Genomic DNA, 20,564 nt, shown 5'->3' with positions numbered 1-20,564 from the left:
GGAGGAGGAGGAGAGGAAAGAAACCCAGGGGGGGGGGGGTTGGGGGGGGGTTTTGGCCCACACGTGGGGAAAAGGGGGGGTCCCAACCCTCCGGACCACCCCCCGGGGACAGGGACGGGGCCCCGCACCCCCCCCGCACGGCCCCCCGGGGGTCTCTCAGTCCGTCAGCAGCACGTCCCGCAGCCGCTCGCGCCGCTCCTTCGTCAGGCCCAGGCCCTCCTCCAGATAGCGGTCGACCGAGCCCCACTCCTCGTCGATGGTCTGGAAGGCGGCCCGCAGGTACTCCGCCCGCGCCTCGAAGAGCGGGTCGAGCAGCGCCATCACCGCCGGGTCGATCTCGGAGCCGGTGCTGCCGTCGCCGCGGCGCACCCGGTAGCGGCGGTGCGGCGCGTTGCTCTCCAGGTAGTCCGCCTCGATGGCGGCGCGCTCGACGCCCAGCGCCAGCAGGATGATCGCGATCGACGTCCCCGCGCGGTCCTTGCCCGCGGCGCAGTGCAGCAGCGCGGGGACGGCCGGGTCGGCGGGCTCGGTGAGCAGTTCGAGCATCCGGGCGTGCTCCGCGGTGCGCTCGCGGATCAGCGTGCGGTAGGACTGCGCCATCCGCTCCGCGGCGCGGCCCTCGCCCAGCACCTCCTCCAGCGCGGCCAGGTCGCCGTTGCGGACGGTGTGCCAGAAACCGGCGTTGTTGTTGTTCGCCGGGTCGCTGAGCGGGAGGTTCACATTGACGGTGCCCGGCAGATCGACGTCCGGGCCCTCGACGCGGATGTCGTCCCGGTTGCGGAAGTCGAAGATCGTGTGCAGGCCGAGCCCGGTGAGGAACGCGATGGCGTCGGCGTCGGCGTGCGCGAGGTGACCGCTGCGGAACAGCACGCCCGGCCGTACCCGGCGCCCGTCCGTCGTGGGCAGACCCCCGACGTCCCGGAAATTCCGCACACCGGTCAGTTCGGGCTCTGACAGCGCCTCGGCTATCGGCTCGGATCCGGTCGGGTCGGTCCGCGGCAATTCCTGCGTCACCGGTGATCCTCCTACCTCTCATACGTCGCGACCTGGGGCACTGCCGACGATACGGCAGCGCGGAGCACCACGTACCGAACGGTATGTGTCCGGTGCGCCGTCACCCGGCGGCGTATTCCTTCCTGGCGGCTTTGACCTGGTGGGATGAATCACGTCGCGTCAACCCCTCCTTACGGTCGCGTAAGTCACACCCGGAGGAGAAAGATGGTCCGACGTGGCTGACGATTCGCAAACAGACGACAACGGTGCGATCGGGTCGTACACCGCGGTGGGGGACAGCTTCACCGAAGGCGTCGGCGACCCCGGTCCTGACGGTATGTACGTGGGCTGGGCGGACCGCCTGGCCGTACTCCTCGCCGACCGGCGCGAGGAACACACCTTCCGCTACGCCAATCTCGCGGTCCGCGGCCGGCTGCTCGACCAGATCGTGGCCGAGCAGGTGCCGCGCGCCAAGGAACTCGCTCCCGACCTGGTGACCTTCTGCGCCGGGGGCAACGACATCCTGCGCCCCGGCGGTGACCCCGACGCCATCGCCGAGCGCTTCGAGGCCGCCGTCGCCGATCTCAGCGGCGCCGTCGGCACGGTGCTGGTCTGTACGGGCTTCGACACCCGCGACGTACCCGTGCTGCGGCACCTGCGCGGCAAGATCGCCACGTACACCGCGCATGTCAGGTCCATCGCCGACCGCTACGACTGTCCGGTGCTCGACCTGTGGTCCCTGCGTTCGGTGCAGGACCGCAGGGCCTGGAGCGACGACCGGCTCCACCTGTCGCCCGAGGGGCACACCAGGGTCGCGCTGCGCGCCGCGCAGGTGCTCGGCCTCGACGTGCCCGCCGACCCCGACCAGGCGTGGCCGCCGCTGTCCCAGCGGCCGGCCTCCGCGGTGCGCAAGGACAACATCCAGTGGGCCAGGGAGTATCTGGTGCCGTGGATCGGACGGCGGCTGCGCGGGGAGTCCTCCGGCGACGACGTCGAGCCGAAGCGGCCCGATCTGCTGCCGCTGTAGCTAACACGAGGGCGCGGGGTGTACGGCCAGTTCGGCCCACACCACGCGCCCTGTCCCGTCTTCCGCGGGTTCCGATCCCCAGGCCGTCGCCAGCACGCTCACCAGGAGCAGTCCGCGACCGCCCTCCTCGTCCGCGCCCGCGTCGCACGGTTCGGGCCTGCTGGAGCCCCGGCCCTGGTCGGTCACTTCCAGCCGTATCACCGCGCCGCGCTGGTGCACGACGCAGGTGATCTTCTCGCTGTCGGTGTGCCGCACCGCGTTGGTGAACAGTTCGGTCACCACCAGGCTCGCGTCGTCCACCAGTTCGGGGCACACATTCCACTCGCTCAGCCGGTCGCGTATCCGGCCCCGGGCGTCGGCCACCGAAGCGCTCTGCGCGGGCAGCCGAAAGACGTCGTGGCGGCCACAGCCGCCACCGGTGTCATGGCGCTCGCGTCGGAGAGCGTTGGGTGAAGGAACCACTCCGTAACTATGGGGCTCGTGCCGGACACATGGCAAGGTCCGTTCTGTAATTTGCAAATTCAACAGAACACGCTGTCGCTGACGCTGACGACATGCCACACTGCTTATCAGTCAAGGGAGTTGGGGGTTGAGCCACGTGATGGACCCGCGGCCGGGCGGCGCTCCGACCGTCCTGCGCATGGTGCTCGGCAAGCGACTCCAGGACCTCCGCGAGCGGGCCGGGCTCAGCTTCGAACAGGCCGGACAGGCCCTCGATGTCACCCACGCCACGATCCGGCGGATGGAAAAGGCCGAAGTCGGGCTGAAGATCCCCTATGTCGAAAAACTCCTGATCACCTACGGAATCACTACTCCCGAGGAGATCGGCGGCTTCCTGGCCCTGGCCCGCGAGGCCAACCGGCCCGGCTGGTGGCACAGCTTCCGCGACGTCCTGCCGGACTGGTTCAGCGCCTTCGTCAGCCTGGAGGGCGAGGCCACCGTCATCCGCGCCTACGAGCCGCACTACGTGCCCGGCCTGCTCCAGACCCCCGCGTACGCGCGCGCCGTACTGCGCGCGGGGATGCCGCACGCGGCGGCCGAGGAGATAGACCGCCTGGTCGAACTGCGCGTCGAGCGCCAGACGCTGGTCCGCAAGCACGAGGCCCCGCTGCTGTGGGTCGTCATGGACGAGACCGTGCTGCGCCGCCCCATCGGCGGCCGGCGGGTGATGCGCGAGCAGATCGACGCCCTCGCCGAGGCGACCGAGCTGCCGAACGTACGCCTCCAGGTCATCCCGTTCGCCTCCGGCCCGCACCCCGCCATGTACGGGCCCTTCCACATCTTCCGGTTCCAGCTCCAGGAGATCCCGGACATCGCCTACGCGGAGAGCCTGGTGGGCGGCGTCTACTTCGACGAGCGGGACGACGTGTCCACCTTCCTGGAGGCACTCGACCGGATGTGCGCGCAGGCCGCGCCGGCACAGAGCACCAAGGCCATCCTCGATGGCATGCGCAAGGAGATCTGAACCATGGATCGCGTCAGCAACGACGGCGTGTACGGGTACGGCGACATCTACGACACCGTGCACGACGCCGCCCACGGCAGACATCACGACGGCATCTACAACGGAATGCCCGCCACCGAACTCGGTCCCGACGGGTGGCGCAAACCCTGGAGCGGCGGCAACGGCGGCTCCTGCGTGGAAGCGAAACGCCTGAACGACGGACGGGTGGCGCTGCGCCAGTCGACCGACCCCGACGGTCCGGCGCTGATCTACACCAATCACGAGATCACCACCTTCATCCAGGGCGCCAAGGCCGGCGAAGCGGATTTCCTCCTCGGATGAGCACCACGCACGAAGGACCGCGTGTCACCCACGCGCGAAGCGCCGCGTACGACGCGGGACGCACCACGTATGACGCACAGAGCACAGCGGCACAGCAGAAGCGAAGGAAGCGGAGGACGGCGTGACCGACCAGGGATTCCCCGTCGACGAGATAGACACCAGCAAACCGCATCCGGCCCGTATGTACGACTACTTCCTCGGTGGTTGGGACAACTACGAGGTGGACCGGGAAGCCGCTCAGCGTGTCCTCGACGTCGCCCCGGACGTGGTCCTGGGCGCCCGCGCCAACCGCGCGTTCCTGAGCAGAGCCGTCCGCCACCTGGTGGAGGGCGGAATCCGGCAGATCATCGACATCGGCACCGGCATACCCACCTCGCCGAACACCCACGAGGTCGCGCACTCGGTCTCGCCCGACGTCCGGATCGCCTACATCGACAACGACCCGATCGTGGCCACCCACGCCGGGGCGCGGCTGATCGGCACCGGCAACACCGGCTTCTTCCTCGGGGACATGCGCGATCCGCGCACGATCCTGGAGCACCCCACCATCAGCGAGCTGATCGACTTCGACGAGCCGGTCGCGCTGCTGCTGGTGTCGGTGCTGCACTTCGTCACCGACGCCGAGGACCCGGCGGGCATGCTCGGCACGCTGCGCGAGGCGCTGCCGGCCGGCAGCTACCTGGTGCTCTCGCACGCCACCGCGGACTTCCACACCGACGTGGCGCCCGAGGTGATGGAGGTCTACAAGAAGGCCACCGCCTCGCTGACCGCCCGCAGCCACGCCGACGTGCTCGCCTTCTTCGACGGGTACGACCTGATCGAGCCCGGCCTGGTCCAGGTCCCGCTTTGGCACCCGGAGGGCCCGGAGCTCAAGCCCGCCGAGCTGCGCAAGATCGGGGTCTACGGGGGCATCGGCCGCAAGCGCTGATCACCGCGGGTTTTTGCCTCTGAGGTAACTCGTTTGCCTGAGAGGCAAGCCGTGCTGTTCCATGGAAGGCATGGACGCCACCCACGGCACGGACATCCTCGACTCCGTGGACAGTGCGCCACCCCCGGGTGCGCTGTCCACGGACCATCTCGTCCTCGCGCCCCGCCTGCGGGACCGGCGACGCGCCAGCGGCCTCACCCTGGAGACCGCCGCCCGACGGCTTGAGCTGTCCGCGGCCCATCTGTCCCGGCTGGAGTCCGGCCTGCGCCAGCCCTCGCTGCCGGTCCTGCTCGGCCTGGCCCGGCTCTACGGCACCACCGTCTCCGACCTGCTGGGCGAGACGGAGGCCGAGCCGGATCCCATCGTACGCGGCGACCGTATGACGGCCGTGCCCGCGGGCGGCTGGACGTACTGGCGGGCGGGCGGCACCGGCCGCGCGATGCAGGCCCTGCGCGTCCACATACCCTCGGGGGCCCAGCGCGCGCTCGTCCGCGTCCACCCCGGCGAGGAGTGGCTGTACGTGACCGGGGGCACGCTGCTGCTCAGCCTCGGCGACCGCGGCCACACCCTGGGCGCGGGGGACTCCGCGCACTTCGACTCGCTGGTGCCGCACCGGCTGGAGGCGGCGGACGCCGGGGGAGTGGACCTGCTGTTCGTCCACACCCTCATGCAGAGCGAGACCTCCGCCCTGTGCGTCAGCCCGCAGGACGCCGCCGCGGGCCCCGCGCCCGCCGACGCCCCGCGCACCGGTACCGGCCGCGCCGACCCCACGCGCGGCACCCACCAGGACCGTACGGATCAGCCCCGCGCACGCGCCCGGGGCGACGAGACCAGAGGAGCCCGGCGATGAGCGGCCAGAACCCGGCACCCGCCCCGACCCCCGAGCAGGTGCCCCCGCCCCGCTCGCTGGTGGTCGGCACCACCAACGGCAGCGAGAAGCGCAAGGAACGCGGCGTCGTCCTGCGCGTCCTGGTCTACGTCGTGGTCGCCCACGCGCTGGCCTTCTTCATCTGGCTGCTGTTCCTGGTCGGCAACCGCGGCTGAGCGGCCCCTGCGGGGTGGGACCGCCCGCCGCGTCAGGACACAGGACACCGCGCCCGGCGGCGCGCTCAGCCCAGCGCCTCCACCGTGACCGTCACCCCGTCCAGCGTGCCCGCGTAGTCCGCGCCCAGCGCCAGCGACGGCGTCTGGAAGCCGGTCGGCAGCCCCGGCAGCCGCCCGATGATCCGCAGCACGGAATCGGCCGTCATGCCGTACGGGCCGGGGCCGGTGAGGGTCGCGGTCACCGTGTTGCCCGCCGCGTCGCGGGCGCGGCCCCACACCTCGCTGCGGCTCCCGCTCAGGGCGCGCTCGCCGGGACCGCGCACCAGCTTGCCGACCACGCCCGCCAGCGCCCCGCGCAGCGGCCCGACCCGCAGCAGCCTGCTCGCGGCGAGCGCGGGCGTCGGCACGGGCACATAGGTGTACGTGGTCACGTCGGGAATGCCCGTCGAGTAGTAGGCGGTGCTGACATCGCCCCACGGGATCGACACGACCTTGCGGGTGCCGGAAGGGAAGGCGGCCTGCACCTGTCGGGAGCCGACCGGCACCGTACGGATCTCGCCGCCGGTACGGATCCTGCCGCCCACGCCCATGCCTTCGAGCGCGGTCCGCGCGGTACCGGGACTCGCCCCGCCGCCGATCAGGAAGGCGAGGTCGAGCTGGGTCGCGTCTGGCAGCCGGGCGGCGAGCAGCGCGGCGACGCAGTCGGTCGGCACCACGTCGAAGCCCGCGCCGGGCAGCAGGGTGATCCCGGCCTTCTCCGCGCGCGCGTCGAGCGCGTGCAGCGACTCGAAGACATCGATCTCACCGGTGATGTCCACATAGTGGGTACCGGAGTCGAGACAGGCGGTCGCCATCGGCAGCGCGGTGCGCGCGAACGGGCCCGCGCAGTGCGCCACCGTCTCCACGCCGTCCAGTCCATGGCGTATCGCGGCCGGGTCACCGAGACCGAACACCCGGTGTTCCAGGCCCAGTTCGGCAGCCAGCGGCACCAGTTTCGCGGCGTTGCGACCGGCCAGCACAGGGCGCTGTCCCAGTGCTGCGGCGCGGCGGGCGATCAAGCGGCCGGTGTAGCCGGTGGCGCCGTACAACAGCCAGGTCATCAGTCTGATCCTCCCCGGAAGTGGTGAACGGAACCGTACACGCGCCGTGTGCCCCGGCGATATCGGGTGGGCCGACGCCGTCCGGCATGCGACTCTGGTGGCATGACCGACCAAGAGCAGGAGGCCACCGTGGCCGCTGAAGCAGCACCGCAGGACGCCGCGGCGGAACCGGAGACCGATTCGGACGCCGAGGCGCAGGCGCCGGACGAGGACGAGGTGAAGCGGAAGTTCCGCGAGGCACTGGAGCGCAAGCAGAGCGCGCGCAAGGGATCCGCCTCGGGCGGCAACAACCAGTCCAAGATCCATGGCGCGCACGGCAAGGCCGGAGGACAGCGGGAATTCCGTCGCAAGAGTGGCGGCTGACACCGGGACCGTAGCCGCACGGCACCGCAGTCCCACCGTCGTACCGGCAGCACATCACCGTCCCGCCGCCGTACCGGCATCACATCGGCGCCCGCACAGGTCAGTGACCTGTGCGGGCGCTTTTCACGATCCGCGCGAGCGCTCGTCACGGCCTGACGGCGGGCAGGGCGCCGCGTAGGGTCGACGGGGTGACGACGAATCCGTTCCTCAGCCCGAGTCCGCTGCCGTACGAGCTGCCGCCGTTCGCCGACATCAGGGACGAGCACTACCTGCCCGCCTTCGAGCAGGGCCTGGCGGAGCACCTCGCGGAGGTCGAGGCCATCGCGGCCGACCCGGAGCCCGCGACCTTCGAGAACACCCTCGTCGCGCTGGAGCGTTCGGGCGCGCTGCTCGCCCGGGTGAGTGCCGCCTTCTTCAACCAGGCGTCCGCGCACATCACCCCCGCCGTGCAGGAGACCGAGTCACGGATCAGCCCGCTGCTCGCCGCGCACAACGACGCCGTCCGCCTCAACCCCGGCCTCTACGCCCGGATCACGTCGCTGTACGAAACCCGCGACTCCCTCGGCCTCGACGCCGAGTCGCTGCGCCTGCTGGAGCGCTACCGCACCGCCTTCCAGCGCTCCGGCGCGGAGCTTGACGCGGACGGCCAGCGACGGCTGCGCGAGCTGAACGCCGAGATCGCCGCCGCCTCCACCGCCTTCGGCCAGAACATCGTCGCCGCCAGCAAGGCCGCCGCCCTCGTCCTCGACGACCCCGCCCAGCTCTCCGGCCTGTCCGCGGGCGCGATCGCCGCCGCGGCCGAGAACGGCACCGCGCTCGGCCACGACGGCTCCTACGTACTGAGCCTGCGCAACTTCTCGAACCAGCTCGAACTCGGCTCGCTGGACGACCGCGACGTGCGCCGCCGCCTGCTCACCGCGTCCCTGAACCGCGCCCAGGACACCAACGGCCCGCTCGCCGTCACCATCGCCACCCTGCGGGCCGAACGCGCCGCGCTGCTCGGCTACCCCAGCCACGCCGCGTACGTCGTCGCCGACCGCACCGCGGGCACCCCGCAGGCCGTCACCGACCTGCTCGACCGCCTGGTGCCGCCCGCTCTGGCCAACGCCGAGCGCGAGGCGGACGCCCTCACGGAACTGGCGGGCGGACCCGTCGAGGCATGGGACTGGTCGTACTACGCGGAGAAGGTCCGCAAGGAGCGCCACAACATCGACGAGGCCGCGCTGCGCCCGTACTTCGCGCTCGACAAGGTGCTGCACGACGGGGTCTTCCACGCCGCCCACGAGGTCTACGGCATCACCGTCACCGAACGGCCCGACCTGGTCGGCTACCACCCCGACGTCCGGGTCTTCGAGGTCTTCGACGCCGACGGCAGCCCCCTCGGCCTCTTCCTCGGCGACTTCTTCGCCCGCGCGTCCAAGCGCGGCGGGGCCTGGATGAATTCCCTGGTCAGCCAGTCGGAACTGCTGGGCAAGCGACCGGTGGTGGTCAACAACCACAACATCGCCAAGCCCGCGGCGGGCGAGCCCGCGCTGCTGACGTTCAGTCAGGTCGACACGCTCTTCCACGAGTTCGGGCACGCGCTGCACGGCCTGTTCTCCGCCGTCCGCTACCCGTACTTCTCCGGCACCAGCGTGCCGAGCGACTTCGTCGAATACCCCTCCCAGGTCAACGAGATGTGGTCGCTGTGGCCCTCGGTCCTGGAGCGCTACGCCGTCCACCACGAGACCGGCGAGCCGATGCCCGCCGACGTCGTCCAACGCATGCGGGACGCCGCCCGGTTCGGACAGGGCTTCACCACCGTCGAGTACCTCGCCGCCGCCCTGCTCGACTGGGCCTGGCACACCCTGCCCGCGGGCACCGACCCCGGCGACGCGCTGGCGTTCGAGGCGGCGGCGCTCAAGAAGGCGGGACTGGCCCACCCCGCGATCCCGCCGCGCTACCGGACCACGTACTTCCAGCACATCTTCGCCAGCCAGTACAGCGCGGGCTACTACTCCTACATCTGGAGCGAGGTCCTGGACGCCGACACCGTCACCTGGTTCGAGGACAACGGCGGCCTGCGCCGCGCCAACGGCGACACCTTCCGCCGCGCGCTGCTCTCCAGGGGCGGCAGCGTCGACCCGATGGCGGCCTTCGCCGCCTTCCGCGGCCGGCCGCCGCGCACCGAGCCGCTGCTGGAGCGCCGGGGGCTGCTGACGCCGTGACCGCCCCGCGCGGCCGACGCCGGAAAACGGGGTGCGCGCGGCCCGGGCGCGGGGCCACCATGGGCCGATGAGCTGGACGATCACCGCGGACCTGACCGCGTTCGAGACCGAGGCGGGACCGTTCCTGCGGGAGCGCCCTGTGGAGAATTCGGTGCCGGTCACCGTCACCGCCGCGCTGCGCCGCCGCGGGCTCGACGCGTACGGCGGGCAGCCGCCGCTGTTCGGCTGGTGGCGCCCCGAACCCGGTGCCGCGGTCGCCGCGGCCTTCCTCCGTACGCCGCCGCATCCTCCGCTGCTGACCGGCGGCCCGCCGTCCGCGGCCGGTGAGCTGGCCGAGGTCTGGCCCGGCGAGGCCCCTGGCGGGGTGCGCGGCGAGCGCGAGAGCGCCGAGGCGTTCGGCGCGGCCTGGGCCGCGAGGACCGGCGCCGAGGTCACGGTCGAGCGCGCCACGCGGCTCTACCGGCTCGGGGACCTCACCCCGCGCAGGCCCGCGCCGCCCGGCCGCGCCAGGGTCGCGGGCCCCGCCGACCGCGAGCTGCTGCTGCGCTGGCACCGCGCCTTCACCGTCGATATCGGCGAGCCGCCCGTGGACGACGAGCGGGCCATGGACGACGCCATCGCGCTCGGCGGACGCACCTTGTGGGAGCGGGACGGCGAGCCCGTCGCGATGGCCGGGAGGGCCGCCGACGCGGCGGACCCGTCGGGCACCGTCCGGGTGGTCGCCGTCTACGCCCCGCCCGCGCACCGGGGCCACGGGTACGCGGGCGGCGCCACCGCGGCCGTCTCGCGCGCCGCGCTCGACGCGGGCGCCCGCGATGTCGTGCTCTTCGCCGACCTCGCCAATCCGGTCAGCAACGCGCTGTACCGGCATCTGGGGTTCCGGCCGGTCCGCGACCACGTGTCGCTGGCCTTCGGTGACGGGGATCGGGACGGGGACGGGGACGTGTCGGGCGGCGGGGCGCTGGCCGGCGGCGGGGGCGTGTCGGGCGGCGGGGCCTTGGCCGACGGCGGGAGCGGCGAACCGGGGGAGTGACGCGAAACGGCCGTCGCGGCGGCCGGGCCACCGTAAGCGGATATGACGGCAGATGTGACACCGGGGACGGGGGAGAACCGGTGAAGGCGGCCCGGCCCGGGGCCTCGGCGCCCAGGCGGGCGCGGCGGACCGCCGCATAATGGGTGGTGGCGGGACCCCGCCGCTCGTCGTCATCTGCTCTGGAGGACCCGTGACTGGCGCCGGCCGACAGCCGTCCCGCCTCGTGAAGATGCGCCCCCCGTCGTTCGGCGCGGACCCCACGGGCGCCCGGCTGGAACGCATCCTTTCCTCACCGAATTACGCAGACGGCGCCTTCGTCAACCCCGTCGGCGCCCGCAGCGTCCCCAGCGGCAGCATGTTCAAGGCGCTTCCGGCCAGTTTCCGCAAGGAGGCCAGGCAGCCGCGCAAGCCCGCGGGGCCGGTACCCCTGCACCCCACCACGCTCGCCGACATCGCGCGCCCGCCCGCCTCCGGGCTGCGGCTGACCTGGATGGGGCACTCCACGGTGCTCGCCGAGATCGGCGGCAGGCGCGTGCTGTTCGACCCGGTGTGGGGCGAGCGCTGTTCGCCCTTCGCCTTCGCGGGCCCCAAGCGCGTGCACCCCGCGCCGGTCCCGCTGGAGTCGCTGACCGGCCTGGACGCGGTCGTCATCTCGCACGACCACTACGACCACCTGGACATGCCCTCCATCGTCGCGCTGGTCCGCAGCGACGCCGTCTTCGCGGTGCCGCTGGGCGTCGGCGCGCACCTGGAGCACTGGGGCGTACCGCCCGAGCGGCTGCGCGAGCTGGACTGGAACGAGTCCACGGAGATCGCGGGGCTCACCCTGACCGCCACCCCGGCCCGGCACTTCTGCGGACGCGGCCTGCGCGGTCGCCAGCAGACCCTCTGGGCGTCCTGGGCCGTCACCGACGGCACCCACCGCATCTACCACAGCGGCGACACCGGCTACTTCCCCGGCTTCGCGGACATCGGCGCGCAGCACGGCCCGTTCGACGCCACGATGATCCAGATCGGCGCCTACAGCGAGTACTGGCCCGACATCCACATGACCCCGGCCGAGGGGCTGCTGGCGCACAGCGACCTGTCGGGCGGCACGCCCGCGGGCACGATGCTGCCGATCCACTGGGCCACCTTCAACCTGGCCATGCACTCGTGGGCGGTGCCCGCCGAGGGCAGCGTCGCCGCCGCGCGCGAGACCGGGGCGAAGATCGCCACCCCGCGGCCCGGCGCGCCCTTCGAGCCCGCCGACGAACAGCCCGAGGACTGGTGGTGGCGGGCCGTCGCCATGCCGCCCGCGGGCGGCTGGCCCGCGCGGCCGGAGCACGCGGAGGGGACCGAGCGGATCAACGCACCGGACGGGTCGGAGACCGCCGAGGCTCCCGAGGCCGCCGGAAGCGTGGACGGGGACGCGGCGGCCGAGTCCGGCTCCGGGCCCGAGTCCGCTTCCGGCTCCGGTTCTGGCTCCGCTTCCGAGTCCGCTTCCGGCTCCGATTCCGAGGACGCCGGTCGTACGGACAGCGGCGACTACGAGGTGGCGCGGCCCAAGTAGGTCAGCTCCCCGGCGTCCGGCACCGCGATCTCGTGGAAGCCGAGCCGGTCATAGAAGGCCCGCGCGGGAGCGTTGGCGGTGAGCATCCCCAGATGCACCGCCGGTACGCCCCTGGCGGCCAGGGCGCCGAGGAACGCCTCCATCAACGCCCGTCCGTGGCCGCCGCGTTGGAAGTCCGGCAGCACATCGATGTGCAGATGCGCCGGATACGCGGCCAACTCCGGCTGCTGCGCCATCCGTTCCGGGTGGTGCAGCAGCACGGCCATCGTCTCGCTCGGCGTCCCCGGCTCCCCGGCCGGCTCGGGGAAGCGGTCCGCGACCGTCGGCAGCCACTCGTCGCGGAAGCGCTCGACGAAGGCCGCCGTGTCACCGGTGCCCAGCACGTAACCGACCGCCCGGCCGCACCCGTCGTCCAGCACGAAGGCCGCCTCCGGCTCCAGCACGGCGTACGGCGCCGCGAAGATCGCCCCCAGCAGCTCGTGGTCCCGCTCCGGATACCGCGCGCTCGCGTCCCCGCCCGCGTCAGCCGTGCGCAGGCAGATGTCGTACAGCGCGGGCAGGTCCTCCGGCCTGAACGGGCGTACCGCGGTGGTCACTCGGTCTCCAGAAGCGGGAGGTCCGCGGGCTCCTCGGGGTCCGCGGCGGCGGGCAGGCTCATGAAGGTGAACGCGAAGGCGGCGGGCGCCGCGCGCAGTTGGTGCCGGGGGAGTACGTCGGGGCCGCAGGCCGCGCTGCCCATGCCGTGCAGCGCGTGGTCGAGGTGCACCCACAGCACCTCGGAATGCGTCAACTCGTGGGCGTGCGTGGCCCGGTCGAGTTCCCCGGTGCTCCACGGACGGGCGGTGAACCAGAACGGCGGCTCGCCCTCCACGTGCAGCCCGGTGCCGTCCGCGCGGCGCAGCCGCGCCCACCGCACGTCCGCGCGTGCGCCGTTCTCCTGCGGGCGTACGTACGGCGTCTGGAGCCCGTCCACGGTGCCGGTGTACCGGCCGATCCGGGACGCGGCGCGCGTGTCGGGGTACGCCTCGCCGGGGCCGCCGCCGTACCACTCGACGCGGTCCAGGGTCTGGCACAGCCCGAGCCGTACCCCGAGCCGGGGGAGCGGCAGCGTCCAGTCGCCCTCGGGCGTGACCTCGACGCCCAGGCGCAGCCGGTCCCCGGTGGCCGTCCAGGTGTAGACGGTACGCAGCGCCAGGTCGGAGGAGGCCGGGGCGACACGGGTGGTGACGGTGAGCGCGTCACCGCCGACGGCCACGGAGACGATCCGGTGCCGCATCCGGTCGAGACCCAACTCCCGCCACAGCCGATCCAGTTGCCCCTCGGGATTCCAGTCCGCGCCGCGGTCGTTGTCGGTCGGGGCACGCCACACGTCCAGCACGGGTCCGGTGACCGCCGCGCCCTCCAGATAGCGCAGCGTGCCGTCCGCCGCGTCGAAGACGCCGGGGCCCAGCACGATCAGACCGCCCTCCGCGAGCCGCGGGGAGTGCGGATCGCCGACGCGCGCGGTGGCCGCGTCCGCCGGCGCGGGGGCCGCGAACTGCGTCCACGCCACCTCGTGACCCGACGGCGCCCACGCGGTGTCCTCGGCGAGCACCGCCCGCACCGTCCACCACCCCTCGCCGCGGCCCACCGTCCGCGCCGCCCGCGGCAGTTCGAGCACCGCGCTCTGCCCGGGGCCGAGCGACGGCACCTCGAACCGGCCCGCGTCGCTCCGCGCGCCCGCCACCTCGTACGACCAGCGGAACGCCAGATACGACAGGTCGGTGAAGTCGTGCAGATTGGTCACCGTGACCGTGCCGCGCTCCGCGTCGCCCTCGATCCTCACCGGCTCGACGACCTTCTTGTACTCGGTCAGCCCCGGTGACGGCGTGCGGTCGGGGAAGACCAGCCCGTCGCAGACGAAATTCCCGTCGTGCACCTCCTCGCCGAAGTCGCCCCCGTAGGCGAAGTACGACGTCCCGTCCGCGGTGCGCTGCCGCAGCCCGTGGTCGATCCACTCCCAGACGAAGCCGCCCTGGCAGCGCTCGTACGCCTCGAACAGCCGCTGGTACTCGCTGAGTCCGCCGGGCCCGTTGCCCATCGCGTGCGCGTACTCGCAGAGGATGAGGGGCAGTTCGCGCCGGTGCTTGTCCAACTCCGCGTCCGCCAGGGGCGGTTCCTCGCGGCGGCCGATCAGCTCGGTCTCGGCGTGGTTGGCGTACATCCGGGAGTAGACGTCGGTGTCGGCGCAGGTGAGGTCGCCCTCGTAGTGGACCGGCCGGGCCGGGTCACGGCGCCTGATCCAGTCCGCCATCGCGGAGAGCCCGGCGCCCGTGCCGCACTCGTTGCCCAGCGACCACATCACCACCGACGGATGGTTCTTGTCCCGCTCCACCATCCGCGCGGCCCGGTCCAGCAGCGCGGGCGTCCACCGCTCGTCGGCGACCGGGTTGCCGCGCCAGCCGACCACCTCGAAACCGTGCGTCTCCAGATCGCACTCGTCCATCACCCACATGCCCAGCTCGTCGCACAGGTCGAGGAAGGCCGGATGCGGCGGATAGTGGCTGGTGCGGACCGCGTTGATGTTGTGACGCTTCATCAGCAGCAGGTCGCGGCGCATCGTCTCGCCGTCCACCACCCGGCCGTGGTCGGGGTCGAACTCGTGCCGGTTCACCCCGCGCAGCAGAATCCGGCGGCCGTTGACCTTCAGCACACCGTCCTCCACCGCGACGGTCCTGAAGCCGATCCGCAGCGGTATCCGCTCGCCCTCGGTCGCCAACTCCGCGTCGTACAGCCGCGGTACCTCCGCCGACCACGGCTCCACCGGCACCGTCACCTCCTCACCGGTCGCCAGGTCGAGCCCCAACTCCGGTACGGTCACCGTCCCGCCCGGCTCGCAGTCCACCCGCAGCGTGCCCGTGCCGCTCGCGTGGTCGTAGCCGCAGTGCACGAAGAAGTCGGTCACCGCGCCCTCGGGCCGCTCGATCAGCGTCACATCGCGGAAGATGCCGGGCAGCCACCACTGGTCCTGGTCCTCCAAGTAGCTTCCGGACGACCACTGGTGGACCCGGACCGCCAGCACATTGCCGCGCGGGCGCAGCAGTTCGCCGACCTCGAACTCCACCGGCAGCCTGCTGCCCTTGAAGGTCCCCAGCTCCTGCCCGTTCAGCCACACCCGCGCGCACGAGTCGACACCGTCGAAACGCACCACCGCCGCGCCGCCCGGCCAGTCGTCCGGCAGGTCGAAGGCGCGCAGATGGTCACCGGTCGGATTCTCCGTCGGCACGTGCGGCGGGTCGACCGGGAACGGGAAACGGACGTCGGTGTACGCGGGCCGCCCGTACTCGTGCTCATGGGTGTGCCCCTGGAGCGGCCAGTGCGACGGCACCGTCACCGCGCCCCAGCGCGTCGCGTCGAACCCCGGCTGGGCGAAGGAGTCGTCCTCCGCGTCCGCCGTCGCCGACAGCCGGAAGCGCCAGGCGCCGCCGAGATTCACCCGCCGCGCGTCCGACACCGCCCACCACGCGCGCGGCGCGAGCGCGCCGGTGCCGGGCGACACATCCTCGTAGTACGGAACTACCCCGGACTGTGACGCGTCGCGCATCGTGCTGCTCCTCATGAGGATGCTGGTGGTGTGCCCGCTGTATCGCATGCGGCTGTACGGGTATGGGGCGGTATCGGGCTGTACGGCCGCCAGGCTCCGCGGCCCCCAACGGCGTTGGGACATGCCGGTGGCCTGGTCGGTCACGGATGATTCTCCTGAGATGAGGGCCCGCGTGGCTAGGGCCTGTCCGGGGGAGCGGGTCGGCTCCGCGCCGGGCGCGGCGGTGATGTACCGCCTTCCGCCGTATGGGAGTTGGCGGTACCTGCCGATTTGACCGGCGTACGGCGGCGCTGGGAGCATGCCCGCCCGGGGCGCGGGGCGCGGGGCGCGGGGCGCGGGGCGCGGGGCGCGGGGCGCGGGGGGCGGACCCGTGGTGCGGACGAGGGGGGCGCTTCACCATGACGGACTTCACGACCGTTCACGTCGCGGCGGCGAATGCCGGGACCGGCCGGGGGCCGGCCGCGGCGGCCGAGCCGATCAGCGGGCTCAACGGCGGCTCCGCGCTCGTCCTCATCTCGGTGGTGGTCGTGGCCGTCGCAGCCGTCGCGGTGATACCGCTGATCATGGATGTGCGGCGGGCCACGGCCTGGCGCCAGCAGATCACCGACCGGCTGCTCGAGGACGCGGCCCGCGACCATGAGGTACGCGACCTGCTGCGCGACCTCCGCGAGCCGCGCGGCGTCCGCGGTCTGACCCGCAGCGTCATCGCCGTCCTCATCCTCGCGCTCGTCGCCTTCGCGCTGGCCGTCGCGATGCTGTCGTCGGGCGCCGACTCCGGCGACCTCCGCAAGACCATCGTCACCTCGCTGATGACCGTCCTCGCCACCGTCTCCGGCTTCTACTTCGGCTCGCTCGGCGCGCAGAACAGCGCGGAGGACGCGCGGCGGCAGGTGGGGCGGTCTTCTGCGGCGCCGCCGAAGCCGGGCGCCTCCGGCGGGGGTGCCGCCGGGGGGAGCGGCAAGGGGGCGGTGCCGCCCGCGCCGGGGTCGGGCGCGCCTGGTGGTCCGGGCGCTGCCGGGGCTCCTGGCGGTCCGGCTGCTCCAGCAGGTGCTGGCGCTTTCGAGGGCGGGCCCGCCGCCGCGCAGCCGACGCACTCGGCGGGCGTACCGCGGCAGGGGGCCGTACCGGCGCCGGACGGCGGGCACGGGGCCTGAGGGGTTCTCGCCGAGTCGACTCTAGGTCGGGAGCCGGGAGCCGGGAGCCGGGAGCCGGGAGCCGGGACCGGAGCCTGGCCCGGGACCGAGGCCGGGCGCGTACGGGCCGAGGCCTTCCCGACCGCGGCCGGGGCGGTACGGGGCCCCGAGCCTTCCGAACGCGGCCGGGGTCAACGACCCTCAGCTCCAGGCATTCGGACCGCGCCCCCGGCCTTGCCGCCCGCGCCCCGGTCGTACGGTTCCGGCCTCGGCCCGCGGGCGGGCGGTGCCGCCCTCCGCCACGCCTTTCGCGGGTCAGACCCGCAGGAACGCGTCGATCCGGGTCCGTAGCGACTGCGCGTCCAGGCCGTGCCCGGCCACGTGCTCCTGCCAGGTGCCGTAGTGACGCAGTTCGGCGCGGCGGGTGCCGAGCGCGAGCACGCGGTGCGGGACGTCGGCCAGCGCCTCGGCGGCGTGCGCCGAGGACGTACCGGTGAGGTAGGGCTCCACGACGACGAGGTCGGCCGCATCGGTCCGAGCGGTCGCCTCCCGTACGGTCGCCTCCCGTACGGTCGCCGCGTCGAACGGCCGTACCGTCGAGGCGTACAGCACCGTCACATCGCGCCCGGCCGTCGCGTCGAGGACGGCGTCCAGCATGGGCCCGACGGCCAGGACGACCCCGGCGCGCCCTTCGCGCAGCACCTGGAAGCGGCCGGGCGAGACGGGTCGCGGCGCCACGTTCGAGTGATCGCTGAGCCGTACGTAGACGCGGCTGTCGCCGTCCGCCGCCGCGTGCCGCAGCAGCGCGTCGGCCTCGTCGGGGTGCCCCGGCACATGGACGGTCCAGCCGTCGAGCGTGTCGAGCAGCGCGACGTCGCCCGGCGCCTGATGCGTACGCCCGCCCGCGGCGACGTCGTACGAGGCCCCCGCGCTCACCAGGACCGCGCCCACGCCCTGGTGCCCGATGTCGAGCTTGACCTGCTCGAAGGCCCGCTCGGTCAGGAAGCTCGCGAAGGTGTGCGCGATCGGCCGCAGCCCGGCGAGCGCCAGTCCGCCCGTCGCGCCGACCAGCAACTGCTCCCTGATCCCGACGTCGATCACCCGGTCGGGGTGGGCGCGGGCGGCGTCACTGAAGCGGTCCGAAGAGATCACGGCGAGGACGACGGCCAGCCGCGGATCGGAGTCGAGCAGTTCGGTGGTGACGGCGGCGAACCGCTCCCGCATGGTGTCCATGGAATCCCCAGTCATGTCGTTTCTTCGCCTGCCCTCAGCCGCGGTCTCGGTCGCGGTCTCGGCCTGTTCTCGGCGTCGGCCTCGGCGTCGGTCGCGGTCTCGGCCGCTGTCGCTCGGGTGTCGACGTTCGGGTGACGTCGCTTGTCGTCGCCCGTGGACCCGGCGGTCACTTCGGCTCGACGCGGGCGACCACGGCGTGCGGCCGTCCCGGATGCGGCGCGGTGAACGCCTCGTACAGCGCGGCGTGATCCCGGCCGTCCACGGTCACCGCGGACCAGCCCTCGGCGGCGAACCGCGAGGCCAGCCCGCCCGGCCAGCCGTACGTGGCCGAGGCGTTGTCGACCGCGACGACGTGGAGCCGGTCGAGGCCGACCGCCCCCGCGTACTGCACGGCCTCGTGATTGCTGCCCTCGTCCATCTCGGCGTCGCCCACGAGCACCCATACCGCCGGTTCGTCCAGCCCCTGGGCCCGCAGCCCCAGCGCGCTGCCGACGCCCAGACCGAGCCCGTGCCCGAGCGACCCGGAACCGATCTCGACGCCCGGTACGAGCGTGCGGTCCGGGTGGTGGCCGAGCGGGGAGTCGTACGTCCCGAAACCGGCCAGCCACTCGTACGGGATGAAGCCCTTGGCGGCGAGAACGGCGTAGTACGCCATCGGGCCGTGGCCCTTCGACAGCAGGAAGCGGTCCCGGTCCGGGGCGTCGGCGCTCTCCGGCCCGACCCGCAGTACCCGGTCGTACAGCACCCACACGACGTCGAGGGTGGACGTGGCGGCGGTGTCGTGCTTCTCGTCGCCGGTCATCCGCGACATCAGGTGGCGCAGGTCGTCGTACCCGTAGCGCTCGGGCTCTTCTGAGTGGCCGGACGGCCCGGTGCGGTGCGTCATCGTCATGGGACGACCTTGCAACTTCAAGCCGACTTGAAGTCAAGCGTATGCTGGGCCGATGTGACCCTCTCCACCCGTGACCTGCTGCCCATCGGCGAGCTTTCGGCCCGCAGCGGCATCGCCGCCTCCGCGCTGCGCTATTACGAGGACCTCGGGCTGATCCACTCCGAGCGCACCTCGGGCGGTCAGCGCCGCTACCGCCGCTCCACGCTGCGCCGGCTCGCCTTCATCCGCGCCGCCCAGCGCATCGGGCTCTCGCTCGACGAGGTCGGCGCGTCCCTCGCCCGGCTCCCCGTCGACCACGTCCCCACCACCGCCGAATGGAACGGCGTGGCCCGGTCCTGGGAGCAGCGCATCGACGACCAGATCGCCGAGCTGCGACGCCTCAAGGCCAAGCTGACCAGCTGCGTCGGGTGCGGCTGCCTCTCCCTGACGCGCTGCGGTCTCTACAACGTCGACGACGCGGCGGGGGCGGCGGGCCCCGGAGCCCGCTATCTGCTGGGCGACACGCCTCCCGAAACGGCTTCCCCGCCCCCTCCTTCTGCCGCGTCCTCTCCGTCTTCCGCGCCCTCCCCGTGCGACGCGTCCGACGCCCCCGTTACGCCCTGAGGGCCCCCGCCGGGGCGATCCCCGTGGAGGCCCCCGACCGTCGGAAGTCCCGCACCCGCACGCGTCACGCGCGGGCCGCCGACTAGATGCCCTCCATCTTGAAGGGGTCGTGCTCCGCGAGCAGCTTGTCGAGCCGCGCCTGGTCCACCCGGCTCACGACCTGCCCGACCTCCTGCCGGTCCCGCACCACCTTCGCCAGCGTGAACGCCGCCGTCACCACATACAGCAGTCCCAGCCCCAGAAACGCCCGCTCCCATCCCCCCACCGGCAGATACGCCACCCCGACCACCATGGCCCCCAGCGCCACCGCGAACGAGATCGCCGCCTGCGCCGCATACGCCGCCGTCGTCTCCTGCTGAATCGGTTTCGTCATGCCCCGACCTTCCCCCCGCCCCGCCCCACCCCACATGAGTACCCCTACTCAACTCCCCCCGCCCCGGCCCCCACCCCCTCTGCGCACAAACACCCCCCGAGGTGCGGTATCGTTCTCGTGCACGGTCACCCGGGGCCACCACCCCGACCGACCAAGCACCGGGACGTGGCGCAGCTTGGTAGCGCACTTGACTGGGGGTCAAGGGGTCGCAGGTTCAAATCCTGTCGTCCCGACGGTGTTTTTGCAGGTCAAAGCCTGTTTCCACGATGTGGAGGCAGGCTTTTGGCGCGTAGATTGTCCGTTTCGAATGTGAGAGGTTGTGAGAGACGATTGCGGATGCCCGTATCTCCGCAGGTCAGGGGGTCGGGTGTGCGCGAATCACGTGACACGTGTCATCGAGCGCCGATCGTTGTCCAGTTGCCTCGGCGTCAAGACAACGGCCGGGGCCACGCTCGTCGCCGAAAGACGCGGGACCGCGTGCAGCACCCCTGTCTGGCGCAGACCCCCAGGTCCTGCCGCACCTGCGGGGCGCTGCCGCTGCTACTCCACCGCTCGCCGGGCGGTACGCAACTGCTCGTGCTCGTCGAGCCTGAGCTGGTCGTCGACAGCGACGCCAGACCTAGTACGGCAGCTGTAGATCGTGATCATGGTTGAGCTGCTGCTTGTCTCAGGTAGTGGCTGTCGCGGGCGCGAGCTTGGTGGCGTCGTCGCCAG

General features: G+C 72.6%; 20 protein-coding genes and 1 tRNA gene. 13 read left to right on the top strand and 8 right to left on the bottom strand.

The genetic code is table 11. From position 1 onward, the window contains the following. Positions 1 to 156 precede the first annotated feature (156 nt). Positions 157 to 1,014: a tyrosine-protein phosphatase gene (locus ACZ37P_RS11735; protein ID WP_467346237.1), complete on the bottom strand. Its 858-nt coding sequence runs from the start codon at positions 1,012 to 1,014 to the stop codon at positions 157 to 159. A gap of 214 nt (positions 1,015 to 1,228) precedes the next feature. Here ACZ37P_RS11735 and ACZ37P_RS11730 point away from each other — a divergent pair, with 214 nt between their 5' ends. Beyond that, positions 1,229 to 2,020, top strand: coding sequence for an SGNH/GDSL hydrolase family protein (locus ACZ37P_RS11730; RefSeq protein WP_355342849.1), 792 nt, complete (start codon positions 1,229 to 1,231; stop codon positions 2,018 to 2,020). Here ACZ37P_RS11730 and ACZ37P_RS11725 read toward each other — a convergent pair whose 3' ends face one another. Continuing rightward, positions 2,021 to 2,482, bottom strand: a complete 462-nt coding sequence (locus ACZ37P_RS11725) for an ATP-binding protein (RefSeq protein ID WP_355342846.1) — start codon at positions 2,480 to 2,482, stop codon at positions 2,021 to 2,023. A gap of 178 nt (positions 2,483 to 2,660) precedes the next feature. On the opposite strand from ACZ37P_RS11725, the gene ACZ37P_RS11720 reads away from it, so the two are divergent. The 5 genes from ACZ37P_RS11720 (at position 2,661) to ACZ37P_RS11700 (ending at position 5,778) form a co-directional block, all read left to right on the top strand. Beyond that, complete coding sequence (locus tag ACZ37P_RS11720; RefSeq protein ID WP_355342885.1) at positions 2,661 to 3,485, top strand: helix-turn-helix domain-containing protein; 825 nt, start codon at positions 2,661 to 2,663, stop codon at positions 3,483 to 3,485. 105 nt (positions 3,486 to 3,590) lie between these two features. Continuing rightward, a complete protein-coding gene (locus ACZ37P_RS11715) occupies positions 3,591 to 3,806 on the top strand; it encodes a DUF397 domain-containing protein (protein ID WP_355342882.1) in 216 nt (71 codons plus the stop codon). 121 nt (positions 3,807 to 3,927) lie between these two features. After that, on the top strand, positions 3,928 to 4,734 hold the full coding sequence (locus ACZ37P_RS11710) for an SAM-dependent methyltransferase (RefSeq protein WP_391163745.1): 807 nt from the start codon (positions 3,928 to 3,930) through the stop codon (positions 4,732 to 4,734). A 61-nt stretch (positions 4,735 to 4,795) separates the two neighbouring features. Further along, positions 4,796 to 5,584, top strand: a complete 789-nt coding sequence (locus ACZ37P_RS11705) for a helix-turn-helix domain-containing protein (RefSeq protein ID WP_401855863.1) — start codon at positions 4,796 to 4,798, stop codon at positions 5,582 to 5,584. After that, positions 5,581 to 5,778 carry a DUF6126 family protein gene (locus ACZ37P_RS11700; RefSeq protein WP_355342840.1) on the top strand — a complete coding sequence of 66 codons (198 nt, stop codon included), beginning with the start codon at positions 5,581 to 5,583 and terminating at the stop codon, positions 5,776 to 5,778. Before ACZ37P_RS11705 ends, ACZ37P_RS11700 begins: the two co-directional genes overlap by 4 nt. A gap of 65 nt (positions 5,779 to 5,843) precedes the next feature. On the opposite strand, the gene ACZ37P_RS11695 is transcribed toward ACZ37P_RS11700, so the two are convergent. Further along, complete coding sequence (locus ACZ37P_RS11695) at positions 5,844 to 6,878, bottom strand: saccharopine dehydrogenase family protein (protein ID WP_188279675.1); 1,035 nt, start codon at positions 6,876 to 6,878, stop codon at positions 5,844 to 5,846. Positions 6,879 to 6,980: 102 nt separating this feature from the next. Here ACZ37P_RS11695 and ACZ37P_RS11690 point away from each other — a divergent pair, with 102 nt between their 5' ends. From ACZ37P_RS11690 to ACZ37P_RS11675, 4 genes are all read left to right on the top strand, one after another. Then, positions 6,981 to 7,241 carry a DUF5302 domain-containing protein gene (locus ACZ37P_RS11690; RefSeq protein ID WP_355342836.1) on the top strand — a complete coding sequence of 87 codons (261 nt, stop codon included), beginning with the start codon at positions 6,981 to 6,983 and terminating at the stop codon, positions 7,239 to 7,241. A gap of 188 nt (positions 7,242 to 7,429) precedes the next feature. After that, entirely contained in the window at positions 7,430 to 9,448 is a 2,019-nt protein-coding gene (locus ACZ37P_RS11685; RefSeq protein WP_467346233.1) for a M3 family metallopeptidase, read from the top strand. A gap of 67 nt (positions 9,449 to 9,515) precedes the next feature. Beyond that, the gene (locus tag ACZ37P_RS11680; RefSeq protein WP_467346231.1) at positions 9,516 to 10,481 is read left to right on the top strand and encodes a GNAT family N-acetyltransferase; all 966 of its coding nucleotides are present in this window, start codon (positions 9,516 to 9,518) and stop codon (positions 10,479 to 10,481) included. Positions 10,482 to 10,671: 190 nt separating this feature from the next. Beyond that, on the top strand, positions 10,672 to 12,033 hold the full coding sequence (locus tag ACZ37P_RS11675) for an MBL fold metallo-hydrolase (protein ID WP_467346229.1): 1,362 nt from the start codon (positions 10,672 to 10,674) through the stop codon (positions 12,031 to 12,033). On the opposite strand, the gene ACZ37P_RS11670 is transcribed toward ACZ37P_RS11675, so the two are convergent. After that, positions 12,009 to 12,629, bottom strand: a complete 621-nt coding sequence (locus tag ACZ37P_RS11670) for a GNAT family N-acetyltransferase (RefSeq protein WP_467346227.1) — start codon at positions 12,627 to 12,629, stop codon at positions 12,009 to 12,011. The two genes, ACZ37P_RS11675 and ACZ37P_RS11670, sit on opposite strands and share 25 nt — an antisense overlap. After that, entirely contained in the window at positions 12,626 to 15,616 is a 2,991-nt protein-coding gene (locus tag ACZ37P_RS11665) for a glycoside hydrolase family 2 TIM barrel-domain containing protein (protein ID WP_467346225.1), read from the bottom strand. The genes ACZ37P_RS11670 and ACZ37P_RS11665 overlap by 4 nt, the downstream gene beginning before the upstream one ends. Before the next feature lie 398 nt (positions 15,617 to 16,014). On the opposite strand from ACZ37P_RS11665, the gene ACZ37P_RS11660 reads away from it, so the two are divergent. After that, on the top strand, positions 16,015 to 16,770 hold the full coding sequence (locus ACZ37P_RS11660; protein WP_391163754.1) for a hypothetical protein: 756 nt from the start codon (positions 16,015 to 16,017) through the stop codon (positions 16,768 to 16,770). A 294-nt stretch (positions 16,771 to 17,064) separates the two neighbouring features. Here the strand turns inward: ACZ37P_RS11660 and ACZ37P_RS11655 are convergent, their stop codons facing one another. Both ACZ37P_RS11655 and ACZ37P_RS11650 read right to left on the bottom strand, forming a co-directional pair. After that, complete coding sequence (locus ACZ37P_RS11655) at positions 17,065 to 17,982, bottom strand: transketolase family protein (protein ID WP_467346541.1); 918 nt, start codon at positions 17,980 to 17,982, stop codon at positions 17,065 to 17,067. Positions 17,983 to 18,148: 166 nt separating this feature from the next. Further along, on the bottom strand, positions 18,149 to 18,868 hold the full coding sequence (locus ACZ37P_RS11650) for a transketolase (protein ID WP_467346540.1): 720 nt from the start codon (positions 18,866 to 18,868) through the stop codon (positions 18,149 to 18,151). A gap of 60 nt (positions 18,869 to 18,928) precedes the next feature. On the opposite strand from ACZ37P_RS11650, the gene soxR reads away from it, so the two are divergent. Beyond that, positions 18,929 to 19,477 (top strand): redox-sensitive transcriptional activator SoxR, encoded by a 549-nt coding sequence (gene soxR / locus ACZ37P_RS11645; RefSeq protein WP_401855846.1) that lies wholly within the window; start codon positions 18,929 to 18,931, stop codon positions 19,475 to 19,477. A gap of 82 nt (positions 19,478 to 19,559) precedes the next feature. Here the strand turns inward: soxR and ACZ37P_RS11640 are convergent, their stop codons facing one another. Next, positions 19,560 to 19,850 carry a YiaA/YiaB family inner membrane protein gene (locus ACZ37P_RS11640; RefSeq protein ID WP_188280171.1) on the bottom strand — a complete coding sequence of 97 codons (291 nt, stop codon included), beginning with the start codon at positions 19,848 to 19,850 and terminating at the stop codon, positions 19,560 to 19,562. A gap of 159 nt (positions 19,851 to 20,009) precedes the next feature. On the opposite strand from ACZ37P_RS11640, the gene ACZ37P_RS11635 reads away from it, so the two are divergent. Continuing rightward, positions 20,010 to 20,083 (top strand) — tRNA-Pro (locus ACZ37P_RS11635). Positions 20,084 to 20,564 lie beyond the last annotated feature (481 nt).

It is taken from the genome of Streptomyces sp. NPDC024632 (assembly GCF_055559175.1).
This window is presented reverse-complemented; position numbering and strand designations above follow the sequence as displayed.